Annotated in this window: 17 protein-coding genes, 1 tRNA gene and 1 pseudogene; 12 read left to right on the forward strand and 7 right to left on the reverse strand. The window is 46.8% G+C overall.

Annotated features, from left to right (window positions below; translation table 11 throughout):
• The first annotated feature begins 13 nt into the window (after positions 1-13).
• Complete coding sequence (locus IC571_RS03925) at positions 14-835, forward strand: uroporphyrinogen-III synthase (protein WP_215317515.1); 822 nt, start codon at positions 14-16, stop codon at positions 833-835.
• Between the two features lie 26 nt (positions 836-861).
• Here IC571_RS03925 and IC571_RS03930 read toward each other — a convergent pair whose 3' ends face one another.
• Together IC571_RS03930 and IC571_RS03935 are read right to left on the reverse strand one after the other, a co-directional pair.
• Positions 862-1434, reverse strand: coding sequence for a chorismate lyase (locus IC571_RS03930; RefSeq protein WP_215317516.1), 573 nt, complete (start codon positions 1432-1434; stop codon positions 862-864).
• A 2-nt stretch (positions 1435-1436) separates the two neighbouring features.
• On the reverse strand, positions 1437-2933 hold the full coding sequence (locus IC571_RS03935; protein WP_215317517.1) for a DEAD/DEAH box helicase: 1497 nt from the start codon (positions 2931-2933) through the stop codon (positions 1437-1439).
• Positions 2934-3197: 264 nt separating this feature from the next.
• Between IC571_RS03935 and leuE the strand changes: the two genes are divergently transcribed.
• Complete coding sequence (gene leuE / locus IC571_RS03940; RefSeq protein WP_215317518.1) at positions 3198-3875, forward strand: leucine efflux protein LeuE; 678 nt, start codon at positions 3198-3200, stop codon at positions 3873-3875.
• An 18-nt stretch (positions 3876-3893) separates the two neighbouring features.
• Here the strand turns inward: leuE and IC571_RS03945 are convergent, their stop codons facing one another.
• Positions 3894-5291: an aldehyde dehydrogenase family protein gene (locus IC571_RS03945; RefSeq protein ID WP_215317519.1), complete on the reverse strand. Its 1398-nt coding sequence runs from the start codon at positions 5289-5291 to the stop codon at positions 3894-3896.
• 76 nt (positions 5292-5367) lie between these two features.
• Here IC571_RS03945 and msrA point away from each other — a divergent pair, with 76 nt between their 5' ends.
• Positions 5368-5940: a peptide-methionine (S)-S-oxide reductase MsrA gene (gene msrA / locus IC571_RS03950; RefSeq protein ID WP_215317520.1), complete on the forward strand. Its 573-nt coding sequence runs from the start codon at positions 5368-5370 to the stop codon at positions 5938-5940.
• 18 nt (positions 5941-5958) lie between these two features.
• Here the strand turns inward: msrA and pdxH are convergent, their stop codons facing one another.
• Positions 5959-6618 (reverse strand): pyridoxamine 5'-phosphate oxidase, encoded by a 660-nt coding sequence (gene pdxH, locus IC571_RS03955; RefSeq protein WP_215317521.1) that lies wholly within the window; start codon positions 6616-6618, stop codon positions 5959-5961.
• 20 nt (positions 6619-6638) lie between these two features.
• On the opposite strand from pdxH, the gene IC571_RS03960 reads away from it, so the two are divergent.
• The 6 genes from IC571_RS03960 (at position 6639) to IC571_RS03985 (ending at position 14586) form a co-directional block, all read left to right on the forward strand.
• Positions 6639-7406 (forward strand): ThiF family adenylyltransferase, encoded by a 768-nt coding sequence (locus tag IC571_RS03960; RefSeq protein WP_251373502.1) that lies wholly within the window; start codon positions 6639-6641, stop codon positions 7404-7406.
• 314 nt (positions 7407-7720) lie between these two features.
• On the forward strand, positions 7721-9049 hold the full coding sequence (locus IC571_RS03965) for an amino acid permease (RefSeq protein WP_305848879.1): 1329 nt from the start codon (positions 7721-7723) through the stop codon (positions 9047-9049).
• A gap of 9 nt (positions 9050-9058) precedes the next feature.
• Positions 9059-10177: an alanine dehydrogenase gene (gene ald / locus IC571_RS03970; RefSeq protein ID WP_215317523.1), complete on the forward strand. Its 1119-nt coding sequence runs from the start codon at positions 9059-9061 to the stop codon at positions 10175-10177.
• Positions 10178-10275: 98 nt separating this feature from the next.
• A complete protein-coding gene (locus IC571_RS03975; protein WP_215317524.1) occupies positions 10276-10851 on the forward strand; it encodes a TMEM165/GDT1 family protein in 576 nt (191 codons plus the stop codon).
• 47 nt (positions 10852-10898) lie between these two features.
• Positions 10899-13508, forward strand: a complete 2610-nt coding sequence (gene pepN, locus IC571_RS03980; RefSeq protein WP_215317525.1) for an aminopeptidase N — start codon at positions 10899-10901, stop codon at positions 13506-13508.
• Positions 13509-13590: 82 nt separating this feature from the next.
• On the forward strand, positions 13591-14586 hold the full coding sequence (locus IC571_RS03985; protein WP_371742897.1) for a class 1 fructose-bisphosphatase: 996 nt from the start codon (positions 13591-13593) through the stop codon (positions 14584-14586).
• Positions 14587-14678: 92 nt separating this feature from the next.
• Here the strand turns inward: IC571_RS03985 and cphA (IC571_RS03990) are convergent, their stop codons facing one another.
• Both cphA (IC571_RS03990) and cphA (IC571_RS03995) read right to left on the reverse strand, forming a co-directional pair.
• Complete coding sequence (gene cphA, locus IC571_RS03990) at positions 14679-17249, reverse strand: cyanophycin synthetase (protein ID WP_215317526.1); 2571 nt, start codon at positions 17247-17249, stop codon at positions 14679-14681.
• A 33-nt stretch (positions 17250-17282) separates the two neighbouring features.
• Positions 17283-19442 (reverse strand): annotated as a pseudogene (gene cphA / locus IC571_RS03995) (cyanophycin synthetase); the annotation flags it as partial.
• Positions 19443-19645: 203 nt separating this feature from the next.
• Here cphA (IC571_RS03995) and IC571_RS04000 point away from each other — a divergent pair.
• The 3 genes from IC571_RS04000 to IC571_RS04010 all read left to right on the forward strand — a co-directional run bounded on the left by IC571_RS04000 (position 19646) and on the right by IC571_RS04010 (position 22570).
• Positions 19646-22003, forward strand: coding sequence for an ABC transporter ATP-binding protein (locus tag IC571_RS04000; protein WP_215317528.1), 2358 nt, complete (start codon positions 19646-19648; stop codon positions 22001-22003).
• Complete coding sequence (locus tag IC571_RS04005) at positions 22000-22479, forward strand: DUF1854 domain-containing protein (protein ID WP_215317529.1); 480 nt, start codon at positions 22000-22002, stop codon at positions 22477-22479. Before IC571_RS04000 ends, IC571_RS04005 begins: the two co-directional genes overlap by 4 nt.
• Positions 22480-22494: 15 nt before the next feature.
• Positions 22495-22570 (forward strand) — tRNA-Thr (locus tag IC571_RS04010).
• Positions 22571-22630: 60 nt separating this feature from the next.
• On the opposite strand, the gene IC571_RS04015 is transcribed toward IC571_RS04010, so the two are convergent.
• Positions 22631-23227 carry an SHOCT domain-containing protein gene (locus IC571_RS04015; protein ID WP_215317530.1) on the reverse strand — a complete coding sequence of 199 codons (597 nt, stop codon included), beginning with the start codon at positions 23225-23227 and terminating at the stop codon, positions 22631-22633.
• Between the last annotated feature and the right edge of the window lie 128 nt (positions 23228-23355).

A 23355-nucleotide genomic window follows, 5' to 3' on the forward strand; every position in this document is an offset into this window, starting at 1 on the left:
AGCCATGGCCATCATGAGCTCTAAATCTATTGTGATTACCAGGCCGAGTGGTCAAGCGCGGCAGCAAGTGGAATTGCTGCATAAAGCGATTGAACAAAGCGGTATCAACTCATCATCGGTCAATATTATTTCTTTACCTTTGTTAACAATTGTTCCAAAAGACAATGAACAGTTAGCTGACCATATTGCTAGCGCACTAAAGGATGCGGATTTGGCTATCTTTGTTAGTCCAAATGCGATTGAAAGTGTGATGCGCTTACTTGAGCGTAACTGGCAAGATTTTTCTAAGAAGATCATTCCCATAGGGGTCATGGGTGGAAGTAGTCGCTTAGCATTAAATAATCATGGAATTGGTCTTGAGAAATCTCCCACTCCAGTGCTAATGCCACAAGATAATGGGCAATGGGATTCTGAAGGCTTGTGGCAAGAATTGCAAAAGCTTGATTGGGATTGGACTACCAAAAAAATTATTCTCTTTAAAGGCGATGGTGGCCGTGAGTGGCTCGCCGATACCCTTAAAAAGGCTGGAGCTACAGTAGAAGCCATTTCCACCTATTCTCGTATTCCTTTAGATCTTGATAATCCTGCGTGGCAGTCCATTAGAGCAATGGACTTTTCAACATCGCTGTGGATATTGACCTCTTCAGAAGCGGTGCGATATTTGGGGGTCGTTGCAAAAGATCAGCTTGCACAAAATCTAAGCCATGCATCGGCAATATGCCCGCATGACAATATTACAGATGCAGCTGAAGCGATTGGTTTTGGTGAAGTCTTCACAACGGAACCGGGCGATGAAGCCATGATGAAAGCCGCAGTAACTTGGCTCTCGATGTAGGCGTTTTGCATCCTACTTGTACGCAATCAAGATGCGCTGTATTCGAGTAGGGCCGGAAGAAAAACTTCGTTGACCAAAATTGGATGGCCCTTTAAGCGATATAGGGTGCGGCGCGCCCAAAGAGGCGAGGGCAATGTGATGCCACTCTTGTTAAATCCCTTCCATAGCGGGCTACCCTGATCGATGCGCGCAATGTCACGCAAAGGCCTAGCCTTTGAATGCATCCGAGTTTTGCTAAACAGAACCGCCCCAAGAGGCCTTGTGCCTAAGCGCAAAATCGAATGATTGCTACCACTTGAACTCAAGGTAGGAATGATGCTGCGGGCGATGACGAGTGGTGTTTCATTGGCACAGAGCAATACCTCTCTCACTCGGCAACGTTTAATTCTGTTCCGAAATGAAAGGAGTTCATCATCATGCAAAGATTGAGGGCGATCTCGTAAAACCTTAACGGTTAACTTTTGGCCAATCGCTTTCTCAATCTTTTGCGTAAGTGACCCGGTGTCGCTTAACCATGGCTGCCACTGAAGTGGCGCCCGATGAATTTCACCGGAATCGACTCGATTCCATGCAGAACGGAGACGATTACGGTGAGACATATTTAGCTACCGCTAAAGTTACGACGTTGGCTGCCAGACTTGGGTTTCGCAAAGCGAGGACCCGCTGGACGACTTGGACGAGAGTCTGCAGAGCGTGCAGGACGTGAATCGGCTGAGCGGCTTGGACGGGAGTCACCAAAACGGTTTCCACCATCTTTATTTCCGCCAAAACGGGATTCAGATCGTGCGCCAGAGCCATAACGACCACCACCGCTACCACCGCCACCGCCGGAGCGATTGCCACCAAAGCCACCACCGGAGCGATTACCAGAACGGCCGCCACCAGAGCGATTGCCACCACCAAAACTGGGTTTAGCTTGTGGCTCCAGTCCTGCGATTACAGAAGCAACGATGTCTTGCTGGGTGAAGCGTTCAATATTGCGAATCTTCGCGCGATCACGATGCTCAACCAAGGTAATGGCAACCCCATTGCGACCTGCACGACCAGTACGACCAATGCGGTGTGTGTAGTCTTCCGGTTTCATGGGTAGACCAAAGTTAATCACGTGGCTAATGCGTGGTACGTCAATACCTCGAGCAGCAACATCGGTTGCGACCAAAATCTTGGTGTGACCTTTACGCAAGGACTCTAGACGACGCATGCGAACTGCTTGGGGCATTGCGCCATGGAGTGCAGTTGCCTCATAGCCATTAGAGCGCAATGTATCAGCAATCTTTTCGCTTTCTACTTGCGTGCTTGCAAACACCACAGCCTGATCCAAAGAGGCATCGGCCAGAATGTGCTCTAGCAACTTGTGCTTGTGAGACATGCTGTCAGCCCAGTGCAATTTCTGTTCAATATTGGCGTGCTTTTCACCAGCATGTGCAAGCTCAATGCGTTTTGCATCCGTAGTCAACTCATTTGCCAAAGACATGATCTTGGGTGCAAAGGTTGCAGAGAACATTAAGGTTTGCTTGCGACCTGCGCAGCGTTGATCAATCGCTTCTAGATCTTCAGCAAATCCCATGTCGAGCATGCGATCTGCTTCGTCGATTACTAGTTGCTGTACATCATCTAAGCGAATTGCTTTGCTATCACATAGATCCAGCAATCGACCTGGGGTAGCAACTACCAGTAAAGCACCTTTAAGGGCTTGAATTTGTTTGCCATAAGGCATACCGCCCATGATTGTGGCAATGCGAATACCTTTCATGCCACGCACGAAATTTACCGCATCAGCAGCAACTTGTTGTGCTAACTCACGAGTAGGGCAGAGCACAAGAATCTTAGGTTGTGCGCGACCTGGAACTGGTGAGTTTTTAGGGTTGTCTTCAATGAGTTGATGAATGATTGGCAATAAAAAGGCTGCGGTTTTCCCGCTACCAGTTTGGCTGCTAACCAATAAATCTCCACCTTCTAAAGCCGCAGGAATAACCTGTGCTTGAACAGGAGTGGCTTGAGTAAAGCCGAGCTCTGCAATGTTTTTAAGTAGTGGCGCCGCTAAGGCGAAATTCTGGAATTCAGATCCAGTCTGTTTAGTTTCTTTAGAAAAAGTCATGCTATTACACATCTCCTTTTGAGAGATGTCTCCGTATGTTGCACTTATGTTTTTTGAAGTGCGATGGTCAAGGGCATCGACCATCAGACAGGCGGCAGCGCGATTTTGTTTCCGGTTGTCCCGGGGTTTAGGGCTTATAGCTTCTAAACGGTGCGCTGAAATATAGCTGGGGGGCGATGAATCATATTGCTTAAAAAAGCCTCTCATTATGACACTCTGAGTGCGTAATTACAAGGGTTTTCCCGAATTAATTATGATGTGGGGATGGAATGGAGTGCATTTACCCTTTTATCGCCAGCAAATGCCGGAATAGCGGATTTCTCAAGCTATTTGCTGGGAACCTTGCTCATTATTTTGTTGCCAGGCCCAAACTCGCTTTATGTGCTGACGATTTCTACACAAAAGGGATGGCGCCATGGTGCTTGGGGCGCGATTGGTATTTTTATCGGCGACTCTATTCTGATGATCGCTATTGCTTTGGGTGCGGCATCAATGTTGATGTCATCCCCAGTGCTTTTTCAGTCGGTGCGGATTGCTGGCGCCTTGTACTTAGGGTGGATGGGTCTCGGATTATTGCGTAGTGGGCAACAACGTTGGATCTCTTCTGCAAAAACGGGCGCTTATGAAATTCAAGCGCGCCTGATGCAATTGCATCCATTGGTCGCGGCTTTATCACTCTCATTAACCAATCCCAAGGCGATCTTTTTCTTTATTGCATTCTTCTCGCAATTTATTCGCCCAGACTTTGCTTATCCTGCATATACCTTTATGTATCTTGCAGTTGTTCTGCAAATGATGAGTATGGCCTACCTAACAGGCTTAATTTTTGCGGGCCAATATTTCTCGAGCTATTTCCAAAGCCGTCAGCGTTTGGCGGCAGCCCTGTGGCTTATTACCGGAATTCTATTTATCAGTTTTGCCATTCGATTGGCATTGGCCTGATCGAAGCAGTCGATCAACTCACTGCAAACGTTTTAATAATCGCGCTGTCTTGTTCCCATAGGGTGGGCGAGCGGGTTTAGTGCCCTTGAAGAGCCCAGTTCCTAAGAAGCCCCGAACATCTAGTATGGATTTTTGGTGACTAAAGGTATCAAATCCAGCTTTCCCGTGATAGCTGCCCATGCCGCTGGCGCCTGCTCCACCGAACGGTAGGTTCTCAATGGCGGCATGCAAGAAGACATCATTAATTGTTACGCCACCAGAGCGAGTTTCTTGTAACACTTGCTCTAATTGCTTTTTGTTTTTGCCAAACCAATAAAGGGCTAATGGGTTTGGCCTTTGATTGATGTAAGTAATTGCCGCGCTTGTGTTTTCAATAACAACAATTGGCAAGATTGGCCCAAAAATTTCCTCATGCAATACCCTCGCATCTGCTGGAGTATGAATGAGAGCAACTGGTTCAAAGCGACGTGCGCCAGCTCCAGGATTTTGAAGAAGTGCAATGGGCTTGGCGCCACGATCAATCGCATCACTTAATAAATGCTGCCAATTCTGCAATTGAATATCATCGATTGGTCCAGTTAATTCTTCAGGATTGCTAGATTGTGTTTGTGCTGCAATCTGTAATTCTTTAACTAAAGCCTCAAGTTGATGAGCTTCTACTAATACATAATCTGGTGCAACACAGGTCTGACCATTGTTGAGTAATTTGCCATACACAATAGCCTCGGCCGCATCTTTAAGCTTGGCAGAAGGGTCAACTATTGCTGGAGTTTTACCGCCAAGCTCCAGAGTAACGGGTGTAAGGCTTTCAGAGGCAGCCCGCATTACTTTCTTAGCAATGGCTTCAGAGCCCGTGAAGAAAAGATGGGCAAAGGGTAGGGCGGCAAATTGCTCGGCTACCTCAGCACTACCAGTGCTCACACAAAATTCAGTTGGGTGAAAGTATTCCTGGATAAGGCTAGCCAGGAACCCTGAGGTGCGAGAGCTGCGCTCTGATGGCTTGAGCCAAACACGATTACCTGCTGCAAAAGCGGAGATGGCTGGCAGAAGTGCTAGCTGTACTGGATAGTTCCATGGACTGATAATGCCAACGACACCGATCGATTGACTTTCAATCCATGCTTGAGAGGATCCTAAATGCGATGGCGTTTCCATTTGCACCGGCTTCATCCAATCCTTTAAATGCTTGCGTACAAACTTGCAGGCTTGATACACCATCTGAAATTCAGCAAGTCGCGTTTCCATAGGGTGGCGTACGCCAAAATCCGCGGTGAGCGCTTTGCATAGCTTTTCTTCATTAGCTTTAATCATTTTTTCAATTCGCCCAATACGCTCGAGTCGAACTTCGATGCTGGGATTGGGTTCAGCCGCATAGGCTGCTTTGATTTCATCAAGCTGAATGGTGAAGCGATTCATGGCGTATTAATTAATGGATAAATAAGGTGATGATTTAGGTTTGGCAGGGATTTCAATAAGGCATTAGGATAAAGCTATGAATGAATCTTTCGATAAAAACCCATCCCATCTTGAGCGAGCCACCTTGGGCGGCGGTTGCTTTTGGTGTCTTGAGGCTGTTTACCAGCAAATACAGGGGGTTAAAACGGTGGTTTCTGGCTACGCTGGCGGGGCGTTACCAAGTCCCTCTTATGAGGCGGTATGTACAGGCACCACAGGCCATGCAGAAATCGTGGATATCGAGTTTGATCCTCAAGTAATTACCTATCGAGATCTTTTGGAGATTTTCTTTGTGATTCATGATCCCACTACTTTGAACTATCAAGGCAATGATCATGGTACGCAATACCGCTCAGTAATTTTTACCCATAGCGATGAGCAACTTAACATTGCTCAAGAGGTAGTTCGTGAGCTGGAAGCTTCAAGGATTTATCGCAATCCAGTGGTTACGCAAATTGAATCTGCGCCAATCATTTATCCAGCGGAAGACTATCACCAGAATTATTTTCAGCAACACCCTAACCAGGGATATTGCGCATTTGTGGTTGCGCCTAAGCTAGAAAAATTCAGGACGAAATTTCAATCTCTAATCGCCCCGAAATATCAGTAAGCTAAGTGCCAACAGGACTTAGGGTGCAAGTCGATTGATTTCCCACTTGTCGCCGCTGAGTTCGTCCCGAGGTTCGCCCCTGAGTTGGTAGTGGATGCGATCATGTAATCGAGAAGGGCGACCTTGCCAAAACTCAATCTCAGTAGGTCGCAAACGGTAACCGCCCCAGTGTTCTGGTCGAGGTGGGTTTTGACCAAACTCAGCTTTGAATTTTTTCTCCGCGGCCTCAAGGAATTCTCGATTGGGGATGGCTGCGCTCTGGGGTGAAGCCCAGGCGCCGATCCGTGATGCGGCTGGCCGCGAATGAAAGTATTGGTCACTTTCAGAAGCGGCAACTTTTTCAACAATGCCTTTAATGCGCACTTGTCGCTCCAGTTCATGCCAATGAAAGAGTAGCGCTGCCTGTGGGCGAGAGGCTAATTCTTTGCCTTTTTGGCTCTCGTAGTTGGTAAAAAACGTAAAGCCATTTTCGTCAGCGCCTTTTAGTAAGACAATACGGGCTGATGGATTTCCTGCTTGATCGGCAGTGGCCAGCGTCATTGAGTTGGGTTCTGGACACTCCGCTTTGATTGCTTGGTCAAACCACAGTTGAAAGAGGGGTAGTGGTTGATGGGGTACTTCGGTTTCCGAAAGCTGTCCAAGGGTATAGTTTTTGCGAAGCTGGGCAATGGAGTTCATTTATTCAGTATAAAGAGGCTATGGCAGAAAACAAGACAGAAATGAAGGCAGAAAGCAGCATTGAAGATCGCCGTTTTGGGGGCGTATCTAGACTCTATGGATCCGATCTGCGCCTGAAGTTCCAAAATGCCACGGTAGTGGTAGCTGGACTTGGCGGGGTTGGTTCATGGGCTGCCGAGTCGCTTGCTCGTACAGGAATTGGCCATCTCGTTTTAGTAGATTTAGATCACATTGCAGAGAGTAATACCAATCGCCAATTGCATGCCATAGAAGGGCAGTATGGCAAAGCGAAAGTGCAAGCGATGGCTGAACGCATTTTGCAGATCAACCCCGATATTCATTTAACGGTGTGCGATGAATTCTTAGAGTCAGATAATTTAGATCGCATCATCCCAGCAAATGCCTATGTCTTAGATGCAACGGATTCCGTGCAAACCAAGATTGCATTATCCGTTTGGGCTCGAGCGCATAACCGTGCTTTAGTCATGTGTGGCGCTGCAGGGGGAAAGACCCAACCTACAGCAGTGCGTTGTGATGATCTATCGCGAACTGAGCAAGACGCATTGTTAGCAAAAGTACGCCAAGGTCTGCGACAAGATCATGGATTCTCAAGAAATTTAAAGCACAAGATTGGTATTCGGGCGATTTACTCTCACGAGCCAAGATCAGGCGCTTCTACCGGTGGGTTAGCCTGCTCAGGCTATGGTTCTACGGTTATGGTGACTGCGGCTTGTGGCTTAGCTGCTGCAGCAGAGATTCTGAATTTAATTGGCAATGATCAGCAATAGCTCGCTGGTGATCTGGCATCTTGAATTGAGCAGAAATTCCTAAGGGGATTCCCTGTAGGAAATTACTGATTCTTTTGCAGGCATAAATAAATTCCTGATAGAGCGCAATTGTTTTTAAAGACAATTTTCATTTTCTAAATTCATATTTCTCTTTTTAATCACTTTAGGAACTTTCTCCCTCTAGTGAATAGCAAAACTCCTCCCTAGACTTTGCTTCGTTGGTAAACCGCCAACAGTAAATCGAAAGGAGGTCTCTTTTGCAGACTGAACAAACTGGCTTGAAACGCCACCTCAAAGTACGACACATTCGTTTGATGGCTTTAGGATCGACGATTGGCGTCGGTTTATTTTTAGGATCCGCTAGCGCTATTCAAATCGCAGGCCCATCCATTCTCTTGGGATACTTGCTTGCAGGAATCGTTGCCTTCATTGTGTTGCGCACCTTGGGTGAAATGGCTGTGCACGAACCCGTAGCGGGGTCTTTCGCTGCTTATGCCAATAGCTATGTTGGACCGCTCGCAGGTTATATGGTGGGTTGGGGCTATTGGACCTATTGGATTGTGGTGGGTATTGCCGAGGTGACCGCTGTCGGTATTTATATGGGCATTTGGTTTCCTGAAGTACCGCAATGGATTTGGGCCTTGTCTTCGATTGTGTTGATGGGTTTAATCAATCTCATCGCCGTGAAAGTATTTGGCGAGTTTGAGTTTTGGTTTGCGCTGATCAAGGTTGTTGCAATCGTTGCCATGATTGCATTGGGTGGTTCTGTCATTCTCTTTGGTTTTACGAATAATTGGCAGCCAATTGGCTTAAGCAATCTTTGGCAGCATGGTGGCTTTTTCCCGAATGGTGTTGAGGGAATGTTGTTTTCCTTGCAAATGGTTTTATTTGCCTACGTTGGTATTGAGATGATCGGTCTTTCTGCTGGCGAAGCTGAAAATCCAAAGAAAACCATTCCAATGGCAATTGATTCATTGGCATGGCGAATCTTGATTTTCTACATGGGTGCGATCTTGGTGATCTTGGCCATCTTCCCATGGAATGAAGTGGGTCAGCAGGGCAGCCCTTTCGTGGTGATGTTCGAGCGCATTGGTTTGCGTGAAGCAGCTGGGCTCATCAACTTCGTAGTGATTACCGCGGCACTTTCATCTTGTAATGCTGGAATCTTTAGTGGCGGTCGATTGTTGTATTCCTTATCTACTAATGGGTATGCGCCCGCATCATTTGCCAAGCTCTCAAGGTACGGAGTTCCGCATCGCGCCGTGATGGCCACCGTGGCGGTTTGTATGTCGGGCGTGGTCTTGAACTACTTTGTACCCGATAAGGCCTTTCAGTACATTATGGCCGCCGTGACTTTTGTAGGTCTGATGGTATGGATTGCCATTCTGTTTACCCAAATGAAATTCCGTCGCTCTTTAACAAAAGAGCAAGTGGCTGAGCTCGGTTATCGCGCTCCGTGGTGGCCTTATTCCTCGTGGTTTGCTTTGGCATTCATCTGTTTGGTTGTAGTGCTGATGGGCTTTCATGAGGATGCGCGGATAGCTTTGATATTGGGTCCGTGCTTACTGGGCGTGTATCTCGCAATGTTCTACATCGTGGGCTTACATCGCAAAACAAAAACGCAACGTGCATTTAAATCATAGGAGATCAACATGATTATTGGTGTTCCACAAGAAGTAAAAAACAATGAGTTTCGGGTTGGGTTAACGCCTGGCAATGTCAGCGGGCTATGTAAACAGGGGCATTCGGTTTTAATTCAACGTGGCGCAGGTGAGCAAATTGGCCTGAGCGATGAGTCATACCGGATTGCTGGCGCCACGCTCATCAATAGCGCTGCCGAAGTATTCAAGAAGGCAGAGATGATTGTGAAAGTAAAAGAGCCTCAGCCACAAGAGTGCGCGATGTTGCGTGAAGATCAAATTTTATTTACCTATCTTCATCTTGCACCGGATCCGATTCAAACCAAAGCACTGATTCAATCGGGCGCTAGCTGTATCGCCTATGAAACTGTGACTGCATTCAATGGTGCTTTGCCACTATTGGCACCTATGAGTGAGGTAGCAGGACGCATGTCGATTCAGGCTGCTGCTGCCCATTTGGAAAAGACGCATGGAGGCTTGGGTGTTTTAATGGCTGGCGTGCCGGGTGTGTCACCAGCAAAAGTCGTCATTCTGGGTGCGGGGGTAGTGGGGCGTAATGCCTTGCAAATTGCCGTTGGTATGGGGGCGGATGTTTGCATCTTTGATCGCGATATAGATCGGTTGCGGCAAATCGATCAGTTTTATGGAAATCGGGTTCGCACCTTCTACTCGGATAACTTGCTAATTGAGCAGGAAGTGGGCGAGGCTGATGTGGTTATCGGTGCGGTTTTGTTGCCAGGAGGCGCTGCTCCTAAGCTGGTGAGTCGAGAGATGATTAAAAAGATGAAGTCGGGCGCAGTCGTTGTAGACGTTGCAATTGATCAAGGTGGTTGTTTTGAGACTTCAAAGCCAACGACACATGCTGACCCCACATTTATAGTGGATGGGGTTTTGCATTACTGTGTTGCGAACATGCCAGGTGCCGTTGCTAGAACATCTACCTTTGCCTTAACCAATGCTACTTATCCTTATGTAGAGGCGTTAGCAAATCGCGGTGTTATCAAAGCGTTGTCGATTGATCATCATTTGCGCAATGGCTTAAGCGTTCATAAAGGGATCCTAACTTCGAAGCCTGTAGCTCAGGCGCAAGGGTTAGGCTTTGCCTTGGCTGAGGAGTTATTGGCAGCCTAAAGCATTGATCCATGGGTGAGTGGGTAAGCAAAATCATCGAATAGTCATCAAAGGCATTTAAACTGACTACATTCTGATGAAATTAACCGACTAAGCTCATGGATCTTTCTGCTGTAACCCTTTCTGCTGGCGTAGTTGCGCTAGCAGAGATGGGTGATAAAACCCAATTACTTTCATTAATGTTGGCGGCTCGCTATCCCAAGCAAGCTCTAGCCATTATTGCTGGCATCTTGATTGCAACGATTGCTAATCATGCCTGTGCTGCTCTATTGGGCCATTGGCTCATGACTTTGGTTTCGCCAGATGTCATGCGATGGATTTTGGGCTTAAGCTTCTTAGGTATCGGTCTTTGGTTATTGGTGCCCGATCATATTGATGATGCGGCTGATTCAAAAGTAGTGGATCGAGCTCTTCAGGTCTTTGTGCTCACCGTGGTGCTCTTCTTCCTAGCGGAAATGGGTGACAAAACCCAAATCGCCACTATTGCCCTAGGCGCAAAATATGAAGATGTGGTGGCTGTAACGATTGGTACTACTCTTGGAATGATGTTGGCTAATGCGCCAGCAGTTTGGCTAGGTCAAAAATTTACCAAGCGGATGCCAATTAAGTGGGTGCATGGCGTTGCTGCACTCACCTTTATCTCGATTGGGGCAGTGACTTTGCTGTGGAATTAGGAAGCTAGTCTTCTGCATTGGATTGGCCTAGGACTTAAAATAGGCCCATGAAAACTGATTTAGCACAGAGCTTTCGTCGGCTCGAATACCGTCCTCCCGTTTACACCTTTGATCAGGTGGAATTAGATATTGCGCTGGATCCTGCGCGCACGATTGTTAAGAGCAAGATTGAAGTTTTGCCAGGCAAAAGCTTTGAACCAGGCGCGCCATTGGTATTGCTTGGTCAAGAATTAGAGTTTGTGAGCCTACGAATTAATGGCGATGCGCATCGACATTTCGAACTCACACCCGAAACCTTAACGATTCACTCCTTACCTCATGATGGCAAGGAGAAATTTACCCTTGAAATCATTTCGATTTGTGTGCCGGAGAAAAATACCAGCCTGATGGGTCTGTATGTTTCCAATGGAAATTTCTTTACCCAATGTGAAGCAGAGGGCTTTAGGAAAATTACTTATTTCTTGGATCGTCCAGATGTCATGGCGCGTTATCGAGTGACCTTGCAGGCGCCTGAGGCGCAGTACCCCGTATTGTTATCAAACGGTAATTTGCTTAAAGAAGAAAAATTACCAAACGGATGGCATAGCGCCACATGGGAAGATCCATTTCCAAAGCCATCGTATCTATTTGCTTTGGTAGCCGGGAAGCTCGAATGCATCGAAGAAACGATTACTACTAGCAGTGGGGCAAAAAAATTACTGCAAATCTGGGTTGAACCCCATGATTTACAAAAGACCCGTCACGCGATGGATTCTTTGATTGCATCAATACATTGGGACGAGAGACGTTTTGGTCTTGAGCTAGATCTGGAGCGCTTCATGATCGTTGCCGTTGGTGATTTCAATATGGGCGCAATGGAAAACAAGGGATTGAATATATTCAATACCAAGTTTGTTTTAGCGCAGCCTGAAACTGCTACGGATGCAGACTTTGCCAATATTGAGAGTGTCGTTGCCCATGAGTATTTCCATAACTGGACGGGTAATCGCGTCACTTGCCAAGATTGGTTTCAGCTATCCCTGAAGGAGGGCTTAACGGTATTTCGGGATCAAGAGTTTTCCGCGGATCAAATGGGTAGCGATTCTGGTAAAGCGGTCAAGCGTATTGAAGATGTCCGTTTGTTGCGCCAATTACAGTTCCCAGAAGATGCGGGTCCCATGGCACATCCCATTCGTCCCGATGAGTATCAAGAAATCAATAACTTTTACACGGTGACTGTGTATGAGAAGGGGTCTGAAGTTGTACGGATGTATCAGACCTTACTAGGAAGAGATGGCTTCCGTAAAGGGATGGACTTGTATTTTCAGCGTCATGATGGTCAGGCGGTAACGTGCGACGATTTCTTGGCGGCGATGGCCGATGCAAATGGCAGAGACCTAACACAGTTCAAGAATTGGTATAGCCAGGCAGGTACGCCTCGCGTAAAAGTCCAAGAACAATACGATGCCGCAAAAAAACAATATCGCCTTACATTAAGTCAGAGTTGTGCGCCCACTCCTAGTCAAGTAGAGAAGAAGCCATTTCATATTCCGCTGAAAGTACGCCTAATTACTGCTAGCAATGATCAAGTGGAGCAACTGCTAGAGCTCACGGAGCCAACACAAACATGGACCTTTGATCTGATTGAAGATCGACCAGTTTTATCAATCAATCGAAACTTCTCCGCACCAGTCAATATTGATTTTGAGCAATCCGAGGAAGATTTGTTGACGCTACTTTCTAGTGATGACGATTCATTTAATCGATGGGAGGCGGGTCAAAAGCTAGCCATGCAAATGATTTTGAATAATCGCTTGCCAGATTCAGCACTCGTTGATGCCTATCGTGAAATCTTGTTAGATCCCGCTCTTGATCCAGCCTTCAAGGATCTCGTAATGACCTTGCCTGCGGAGTCTTATTTATATGAACAGTGTGAAAGCGTTGATCCGCAGAAGATATTTACCGCGCGCCGCGCCTTCCGTAAAGCACTTGCCAAGCAGTTGCAATTAGAGTGGGCGGCACTCTATCAGCAGAATCAAACTCCAGGACCCTTTAAGTCAGATGCCGTCAATTCTGGTAAGCGGGCTCTTAAGAATCTGGCCTTAAATATGTTGTTAGAAGCGGATCCAAACATTTGGGCGCCGATGGCACGCAATCAATATCAGATTGCCGACAACATGACCGATCGTTATGCTGCGCTCTCTGCTTTGGTTATGCATGGTTCAAAAGGTGCCACTGAGTGTCTAGGAGATTTTTTCAATCGTTTTACCAATGATGCGCTCGTAATTGATAAGTGGTTTGCATTGCAGTCGAGTCGCCCACCAGTGGAAGGTCTTGAGTCTACGTTGAGCGAGGTAAAGCGCTTGCGCGAACACCCAGCCTTCAAGTTAAATAACCCTAATCGAGCTCGTAGCGTGATTCATGTGTTTTGCGCTAACAACCCGGCAAGCTTTCATCAGGTAGATGGTAGTGGTTATGCTTTCTGGGCGGAGAGCGTTTTGGCTCTGGATCCAATCAACCCTCAGGTTGCGGCTCGCCTTGCTAGAGCACTTGATCGCTGGCGTTTATTTGCCCAACCCTATCAGGACAAAATGAAAGCCGCTCTAGAGAAGGTTGCTGCTTGTCAGACCCTCTCCCCAGATGTGAAAGAGGTCGTTGGCAAGGCCTTGGGCGCTTAATTTTGTGGAGTTTTTAGATAACAGGGCAAAATAGAGGCTATTAGCATCTTGCGCCCCAGTAGATATCTTCGGAGAAATCGTTTTGTCTTCTACCCATACCAATTTCAAGCAGTATTTAGCAGCAACTAAGCCAAAAGGGGCTGCAGTGCCAGCTGGCCTCCAGGATTTATTGGCCGCGGTTGTAAATACTTGCTCAACCCTCAGTCATGAAGTTGCTCAAGGGGCATTAATTGGCTTACTAGGTTCTGCTGGTACTGGGAATGTGCAGGGTGAAGTTCAGCAAAAACTCGACATCATTGCGAATGATTTATTGATTGAAGGCGTCAAGGGTTGCCAATCATTGGCTGGTTTGGCATCTGAAGAAATGGAATTGCCAGTTCCTGTTCAGGGTACAGGTGACTATTTATTGTTATTTGATCCACTCGATGGCTCATCCAATATTGATGTCAATGTCTCCATCGGGACGATTTTCTCGATTCTCAAAAAGCGGGATCCACAAGCGCCACTGCAAACCTCTGACTTTTTATTATCTGGTCGTCATCAAGTAGCTGCTGGATATGTTGTGTATGGACCCCAAACTACGATGGCCTTAACACTGGGCGATGGCGTAGTGATGTTTACGCTAAATAAAGTAACAGGTGAGTTCTTACTCATTAAAGATGCTGTGACGATTGCCCATTCAACCAAGGAATTTGCTATCAATATGTCCAATATGCGTCATTGGGCTGATCCAGTGCGTCGCTACGTTGAAGAGTGCCTTGCTGGAGTTGGTGGCGCACGAGAAAAAGATTTCAATATGCGTTGGATTGCATCAATGGTGGCAGATGTACATCGTGTACTTTCTCGTGGTGGTGTGTTTATGTACCCATGGGACAAGCGCGAGCCAAATAAACCAGGTAAATTGCGCCTGATGTACGAAGCTAACCCAATGAGCTTTCTTGTAGAGCAGGCTGGTGGTGCCTCTACAAATGGTAAGGATTTGATTATGGATTTGCAGCCTACTGATCTACATGAACGTGTCTCAGTAATACTTGGGTCTAAGGAAGAGGTTGATCTTTTGCGTCATTACCATGCATGAGTAATATTTTCGGATTAAATTCCGAGATCAAATAAAAAACCCAATCATCTGATTGGGTTTTTTATTAAGTGAAGCTTGATCAATTTAGTCTGCTAGGGTTGAACCTTCTCTTTGAGGTAAGCCAGCGACTCTTCAACCTGATCAATCAGAATTAGGCAAATATCACCCTCAGAAACTTCATTTAAGGCCGCATCAATAGCCAAAAATTCCCCATGAATTTCTGTGACTTGTTTTGCTCTAGTTGCATCAACCAGGCCTTCTCGCAAAAGTTTTAACACTTCGCCATCTTCACGGCCGCGTTGACACGCGTCTTGATAGAGGATCACATTATCAAATGCGTTACCAAGAATGCGGGTGAGATCGCGGATATCTTCATCGCGCCGATCGCCTGCACCACTAATAACCACATGACTCTTTTTGGGTTTCATCGCTTCAATTGCGCTGGTTAGGGCACGCATGGCATCGGGATTATGGCCATAGTCAGCAATGACGGTGGCGCCTTTATGTTTGAATTGATTAAAGCGACCAGGTACGGAGTTTGCTGTGCTTTCAAAGCTATTTAATCCGTGCGCAATTTTTTCTGCATCCAGACCAAGCGCCCATGCAGCGCCAATTGCAGCCATCGCATTTTCAACCTGGAAACCAAGAACACCATTTTGTGTCAATGGGATTTCGCTAACAGGGAAGCGATACATTACACGCGAACCCTTTGAGGCAACAATATAAGTGCCGTCAAAGAAAATGACTTTTTTGTTTTTAGCGCGATGTGCGGTAATAACGGGGTGATATTGGTTCTGAGCAAAGAAAATGACACGACCAGAGCACTTGTCTCCCATCTTGGCAACCATGGGGTCTGCAGCATTAAGTACAGCAGCACCAGTAGGGGCAACGTTTTGCACAATCACGCGTTTGAGAATCGCCAAATCCTCAACACTGGTAATGTAGTTCAAGCCTAAATGGTCACCTTCACCAATATTGGTCACTACGGCTACTTCACAGCGATCAAAACCTAGACCTTCACGCAATAAACCGCCACGAGCAGTCTCTAGGACGGCAGCGTCTACGTCAGGGTGCATTAATACATTACGAGCACTCTTTGGGCCGCTGCAATCGCCGGTGTCAATCAGGCGATGATTGATATACACGCCATCGGTACCGGTCATGCCAACTCGCAAACCGGTTTCACTTAGGAGATGAGAAATTAAACGAACAGTAGTGGTCTTGCCGTTAGTACCGGTCACCGCCACTACTGGAATACGGCCATCTTCACCAGGAGGGAACATCATGTTGATGATGTCTTCGCCAACAGGTCGACCTTTTCCGTAGGAGGGCTTAAGGTGCATGCGCAATCCAGGTGCTGCATTGACTTCAACAATGCCGCCGCCTTGTTGTTCTAATGGCTTGTAGATTGACTCACACAGAATATCGACACCAGCAATATCAAGGCCAATCATTTGCGCTGCTGCAACCGCACTCGCAGCAACATCAGGGTGCACATCATCGGTTACATCGGTAGCAGTTCCGCCAGTACTGAGGTTGGCGTTATTACGCAGCAATACGCGCTCACCAGTTTTGGGAATATATTGTGGCGATAATCCATTACTTGCCAAGTGGGCTAGTGCAATGTCGTCAAAACGAATCTTGGTAAGGGCGGTAGCATGGCCATCACCACGCAAAGGATTTTGGTTTTCTTTTTCAACTAGCTCAGCAACTGTATGTTTGCCATCGCCTACCACTTGAGCGGGTTCACGACGAGCGGCTGCTGATAAGCGATTACCCACAACAAGAAGACGGTAGTCTGCGCCTGGAAGGTAACGCTCAACAATGGTTTCACGACCAAAAGCTTGCGTCACTTCAAAGCCAGCGCGTACTTCTTCTTCGGCTTGAATATTAGCTACAACCCCTTTGCCCTGATTGCCATCTTTTGGCTTAAGCACAATAGGACCACCAATTTTTTGGGCTGCACGCCAGGCTTCATCGGCTGTGGTAACTACCTCACCAATAGGAACGGATACGCCTGCAGCTGCTAATAAGTTCTTGGTTAACTCTTTATCCTGTGCAATGGCTTCTGCAATCGCACTGGTATCGCTGGTTTCTGCAGCTTGAATCCGTTTTTGCTTGCTGCCCCAACCAAATTGCACCATGCTGCCTTCGGTCATGCGGCGGTAAGGGATATTTCTTTGGACGGCGGCATCCACAATGGAGCCAGTGCTTGGTCCTAATCGGACATCTTCATAAAGTGCTTCTAATTCTGATAGGGCAGCTGCCAAGTCAAAAGGAGCGTCATTCAGAGTAGCCTGAATCAGCGCGAAGGCAAAATCAAATGCCATCCGGCCGACTACTTCTTCAATGTATTCCACAACAACTTGATACACGCCTTCATCAATAGTTTGTACAGTGCGACTAAATGTCACGGGACAACCTGCTTGGGCTTGCAAACCCAGAGCGGCATGCTCTAGGGCGTTGGCAAGTGAGAGCGGGTCGGTTAGTCCACCACGACGCATACTACCGAGTTGCGGAAAGCGTTCGCGAATTTTGGTTTCAAACTGAGGGATAGCATCGATTGAGCGCTCGTTCACATCACAAGTGACAATGGCTTCTAATGCAGTGTGGCGACTCCATAAATTTGGGCCGCGCAACATGCGAATGCGGGTGATTTCCAATTAAGCCCCTGTTATTGTTGTTGCGTCTGGCACAAAGGTTTGTGCGCCAGCTTCAATCACGTTAAACGGAATATCCAAGGCCCAGGCGGCTGCAATGGCAGCGCCCAGATTCATGGTCTTCCAAGGTGTAGTGGTATTTGATTCAGAATGTCTTGGTACTGGAATTGATTTTTGATCCAGCTTGCCAGATTTCAGGGTAATTTGTTGTTTACCTACGAGCACGGCGCGACCACCATTTTGTATATGGGTTTTAACTGCCTCAGAGTCTGGATTCTCGCTAAAGAAAATCACTTCACCATCACAAAGCTCAGCCATTTGGACGCACATTGCGTCATCTGCATTAAGCACACCAACACCAGTTGGAAGCACCACATCAATCTGCGTACGCACAATGCTAAAGACTTGGTCTTCATCATAGATTGCGTATTGAGGGAAGTTGGCTTTTGGATCAACATTTAGAACAACGCCAACTTGGCAGCGATCGTAAGCTAAGCCCTCGATCAACATAGATAGGTGATTGTTTTCAATCACCGCAGCCTCAACTGCTCGGTTCAATAAAGTACGACGCGCATTTTCCCAATTGGATCCATTGGTATTCGGAATAGCGCGATTGCCAAAGAACAAGCCCTTGCTACAAGATAAGCCGACATAGACGTTGGTAAGGCGTAAAAAGTGAGCCACCATTTCAGCAACAGGCGTCTTGCCGCTTTGACCGCAAATGCCAACTAAAGGAACCCTGAAGTCAACACTAGGAGGGAAGAGGTGATTTGCAATCTCTTTTCCAACGGGCTGTGGTTTTCCACTGGCAGGCTTTAAGTGCATTAATAAGCCTGGACCAGCATTGACCTCAACGATCGCTGCATTTTGTTCTGCTAGTGGACGACTAATGTCTTGTGCTACAAGGTCAACACCGGCAATTTCTAAGCCAACAACACGGGCTGCTAGGGCAACCTGACTAGCAACATCAGGGTGAACTAAATCAGTGACATCAAATGCCACGTTGCCATTACTTTGAATAAGTACTTTGTGATCTAAAGCGGGTACGCTATCACCAGTGAGTTTTTGACGAGCTAGCTCTAATTCAACGGCAGAATCAATTCTGACGGGATTTAAAGGATGTTCTTCGGCAGTGCCACGGCGAGGATCGGAATTAATCTGAATCTGGATGAGTTCGCGAACGGTATGTTTGCCATCACCGGTTACCCAAACGGTTTCACCTTTTGCGGCGGCAACTACTTTGTTGCCCACAACGAGTAAGCGGTGCTCGTCACCAACAATATGACGCTCAACTAAAACTTCGCTACCTTCATCAATTGCTACAGCATAGGCTGCTTCAATCTCTTGCTGCGTATATAAATTGATAAATACGCCACGACCGTGATTGCCGTCGATTGGCTTGACCACTACTGGCAGGCCAATGTCTTGTGCTGCTTCCCATGCATCATCAGGGCTGGTAACGGTTCTACCTTCAGGGGTTGGAACACCTGCGCTACGCAACAAGCTTTTGGTTAAATCTTTATCGCGAGAAATCGTTTCTGCGATGGCGCTAGTTTGATCTGTCTCAGCAGTCCAAATGCGCCGTTGTTTTGCACCATAACCCAATTGAACCAAATTACCTTCAGAAAGACGGATCGATGGAATGCCACGCTCTTCAGCGGCATTCACAATACATGCGGTACTGGGGCCAAGTAATAAGTCATCGCCAATATCGCGTAACTTTTCAATAATGTCTTCGACTAACGCCAAGCAGTCTTGATTATCTTGGGCGAGTGCCAAATAAAGATCGCGGGCGTACTTTAGTGCGGTAAGAGTCACTTCTTCATTAATGGCGCTCACCATAACTTTGTAAACGCCGCGACGATCACCATCGCGAGCCTTACCAAATCCACCAGGTATCCCCGCGAGATTTTGTAATTCCAGCGTAAGGTGCTCCATGATGTGAGCTGGCCAAGTGCCTTCTTCAACCCGTTTAAGAAAGCCGCCAGTTTCACCATAACTGCAACGGTGCTCAACTAGGCTTGGGAGTGCCTTTACTAGGCGGTCATAAAAGCCTGGGATGAGGTTTGAAGGGTAGTCTTCAAGATCGCCAATATCGATCCACACCTCAATGACGGGGTGGTAGGTCCACATATTGGGACCACGAAGATGCTTGACGCTTAGGATTTCAATGGATTTATCTAATAACTGGGGCATTTATGGTGTAGCGAGGGATCCATGCCAAGGTAAGAGGCTTGGGAGGAGCAGGCTGTCTCTGAGTTCTAGTTTTATTGAAAATCCACAAAAATGGCAAAAATACACAAAAAAGCTGAATACACTAATTTAACGGTTTTCTACCCCCTAAAGTTGACAGAGACAATAAATCTAAAAAATTGCGCTCCACTATACTTTTGAGCTTAATGAAGCCAGAAATCCTACCTTTTGCTCCTGCTTTGCCAAGCCACTGGCAAGCCATTTTGAGGGGTGAAAAATCGCCTATTCGGTCCGAAGAAGCCTTGTTGGCATGGGTTGAACTCGATTTAGATGCGGATCTGCGTTTTAACAAAAGCCTGTTGGTGCTGACAGATCGGCTTTTAATTTGGACTGATGGGCAGCATTTTGAGTCTTGGGCGGTTGATGCAGAAGAGCGCTTACTTCATGGCGATCATGCAGGCGTAGGTCATTTAAGGCTCGAGTTAGCCGATAGTTTGAAAAGGATTTGGTATTTCACACTAGCAGTGAATCCACAAGTGTTGCGTCTTCAATCTGCTTTCAGAAAGTTGACTCAAGGTAGTCAGCAAAGTGAGGGTGAGCTAAGCGAGTATGACAAGCAAGTTTGTCCGGCTTGTTTAAGTCCCAAACCTGCAAACTCCGATGTTTGTCCTACCTGCGATCCAGAAGACGATAAACCTCCTTCAACTTGGACCTTATTTAAGCTCTGGCGTTTTGCTAAGCCTTATAAAAATCAGTTGTTACTGGGGTTTGTATTAACGCTGCTCTCTACTGGTGCAACTTTAATACCGCCGTATCTCACAATGCCATTGATGGATCACGTATTGATTCCATATGAGAAGGGCAATCCAATTGATTTTCATTTGGCAAGCATGTATTTGTTGGCCCTATTTGGTGCTGCAATAGTTGCTTGGGGTCTGGGTTGGTGGAAGACTTACTTACTTGCATTGGTTAGTGAACGTATTGGCGCAGACCTTCGCAATACTACTTTTGAACACTTGCTAAAACTCTCGCTTGAGTACTTTGGAGGCAAGCGTACTGGCGACTTAATTGCCCGCATTGGCGCTGAAACAGATCGCATCTGCGTCTTCCTTTCCCTTTACGCGCTTGACTTTGCGACCGATGTACTCATGATCACGATGACCGCAGCGATCTTGGTCTCAATTGATCCTTTGCTGGCATTGGTTACTCTAGCGCCGCTGCCATTTATTGTTTGGATGATTCATGTGGTGCGCGACAAGTTGCGTTTTGGTTTCGAAAAGATCGATCGTATTTGGTCTGAAGTCACCAATATTTTGGCTGACACAATTCCAGGAATTCGCGTGGTCAAAGCGTTTGCGCAAGAAGATCGTGAACTCAAACGTTTCGTAGATTCCAATAAGCACAATTTACAAATCAATGATCGCGTCAATCGCGTTTGGGGTTTGTTTTCTCCTACGGTGACGTTGTTGACTGAAACGGGTTTATTGGTCGTATGGGGCTTTGGTATTTGGCAAGTAGCACATCAAAAAGTGACAGTGGGTGTCTTGATTGCCTTCCTTGCGTACATTGGCCGTTTCTATGTACGTTTGGATTCTATGAGCCGCATTGTTTCCCATACCCAAAAAGCGGCTGCTGGTGCAAAGCGTATCTTTGACATTCTGGATCATGTATCAAGCGTTCCCGAGCCGATCAATCCTGCGCCTTTAGGTCCTGTTCAAGGCCGAATCACGATGCGTGGAGTGGGCTTCCGGTATGGCAACCGTGCCGTATCGAAAGGAATTGATCTGGAGATTGCTCCTGGCGAGATGGTCGGCTTGGTGGGCCATAGCGGTTCAGGTAAGAGCACCTTGGTGAACTTGATCTGTCGTTTTTATGACGTTAGCTCTGGCTCTATCGCATTAGATGGGCGCGATATTCGCAGTATTGGTATTGCTGACTATCGCAAGCGTATTGGTCTCGTGTTGCAAGAGCCATTTTTATTCTTTGGAACAATTGCAGAGAACATTGCATACGGCAAGCCTGATGCAACTCGACAAGAAATTATTGAAGCTGCTCGCGCTGCACATGCCCACGAATTTATTCTACGTCTGCCACTTGGCTATGACTCACTAGTAGGCGAACGCGGTCAGTCGCTTTCCGGTGGTGAGCGCCAACGTATTTCAATCGCCAGGGCATTACTGATTAATCCAAGCATCTTGATCTTGGATGAAGCTACCTCATCAGTTGACACCACTACCGAAAAAGAAATTCAGCGGGCCTTGGATAACCTAGTTAAGGGACGCACAACCATCGCCATTGCGCACCGTCTATCTACCTTGAGAAAGGCTGATCGCCTGGTGGTGCTTGATAAAGGCGAGATTGTGGAGATTGGCTCTCACGAGCAGTTGATGGAGGCGCAAGGCGCTTATTACACCTTGTACCAAGCACAGTTGCGCCATGCTGCAGAGTTGGTTGAGGGCGGTGCAATCGGTGAAAGTTTGGAAGAGACTGCAGAAGAAAAACAAGCAGAAAGACAAGAAGAATCCTTGCAAGTCATCGCGAAAAATATTGGGGGAGGGGTATGACGCAACATCATCAATCCGCCAATGCATTGCATCGTGATTCGCTGGGGCGTTTAGTCTTTGTTGATGCAAAAGGGACGTCGCATATTGGCGTTCATCCAGTCAGAGCGTTTCCAATCACTGCAGCCAGTGTTGGTATTGGAATCATGAACCAATCAGGCAAAGAAGTCTGTTGGTATCCAAGCGTGACCGATATTCCAAAAGCAGAGCTAGCGCTTATTGAGGAAGAATTAGCCGCACGTGAATTTATGCCGGTGATTGAAAAAATCACCAGAGTCTCTACCTTTGCTACCCCTAGTATTTGGGATATTGAAACTGATCGTGGACCAACACGGATTCGATTAAAAGGCGAGGAAGATATTCGTAGAATCGCTGGAAATACACTGCTGATTGCCGATTCAAACGGCTTGCAGTTCCTAATTAAAGACTCCACCCAGCTAGACAAGACCAGCAAGAAGTTTTTAGACCGTTTCCGCTAGAATTTATCCAATTCAGCCGCTTTAGCTCAGTTGGTAGAGCAGTTCATTCGTAATGAAAAGGTCGCCAGTTCGATTCCGGCAAGCGGCACCATTGGTCTTCCTGAAGGAACTCAGTTTGAAGTTTTGCCGAGGCCTTTAATCTTTTGGTCGCTTAAAGATTCTTCAATATTTCAGTTTTCTTGGCGTCATACTCCTCTTGAGTAATCAAGTTTTTCTTGAGCATGGTATTTAGGTCCTCCAGCTTTTTAGCGGGGTTAGGGACATCACTTGCAGCCATTGGCTTGGCTCCTGGTGTAATTGCGGCTCTAGCTGGCGATGGCTTCTCGGGAGTTGTTGTTCTCACAACTGGCAATCCATCTTTTACATCTTCTTGGGCAACAACTGGGGTAGCAGGGCACTTCTTATCAATTTGCATTTGCTCTAAGCGTTCATAGCGAGCTCTTGCGGCTTTTTGTTCTGCTGTAGCAGCACCGCCAAGATCCATGAAAAACCATGGGATGCCTAACAAAAAGATACCAGTTACACCAAGCGCAGCATTGGTTCCAATCTGAGTGTTTTTGTCTCCAGCGGCGGTCTCCTGGGCTGTAACCATTTTTTGCATTTCATTGGCTATCGCATCACAAGTCTTTGTTTCATCGCCAACCTGAGCTACTGGCACTGGATTGGCAACTGAACTTGCACAACCAGTTACAAGGATCGACATCGACAGGAGAGAGATGGAGGTGATTAGCGCAATTAGTTTTTTCATTTCAAGCTTTTTTCTTATGGATCTTAGAATTATTCTAGCCTTCGGAATTGGATAAAAATTACCCAAGCAGTAGAGCAAAACCCTGTTAGCCTCTTTTCATTAAATGATATGAGCTAAAAAATACAATA

Source organism: Polynucleobacter sp. MWH-UH2A, assembly GCF_018687195.1.
GTDB lineage: Bacteria > Pseudomonadota > Gammaproteobacteria > Burkholderiales > Burkholderiaceae > Polynucleobacter.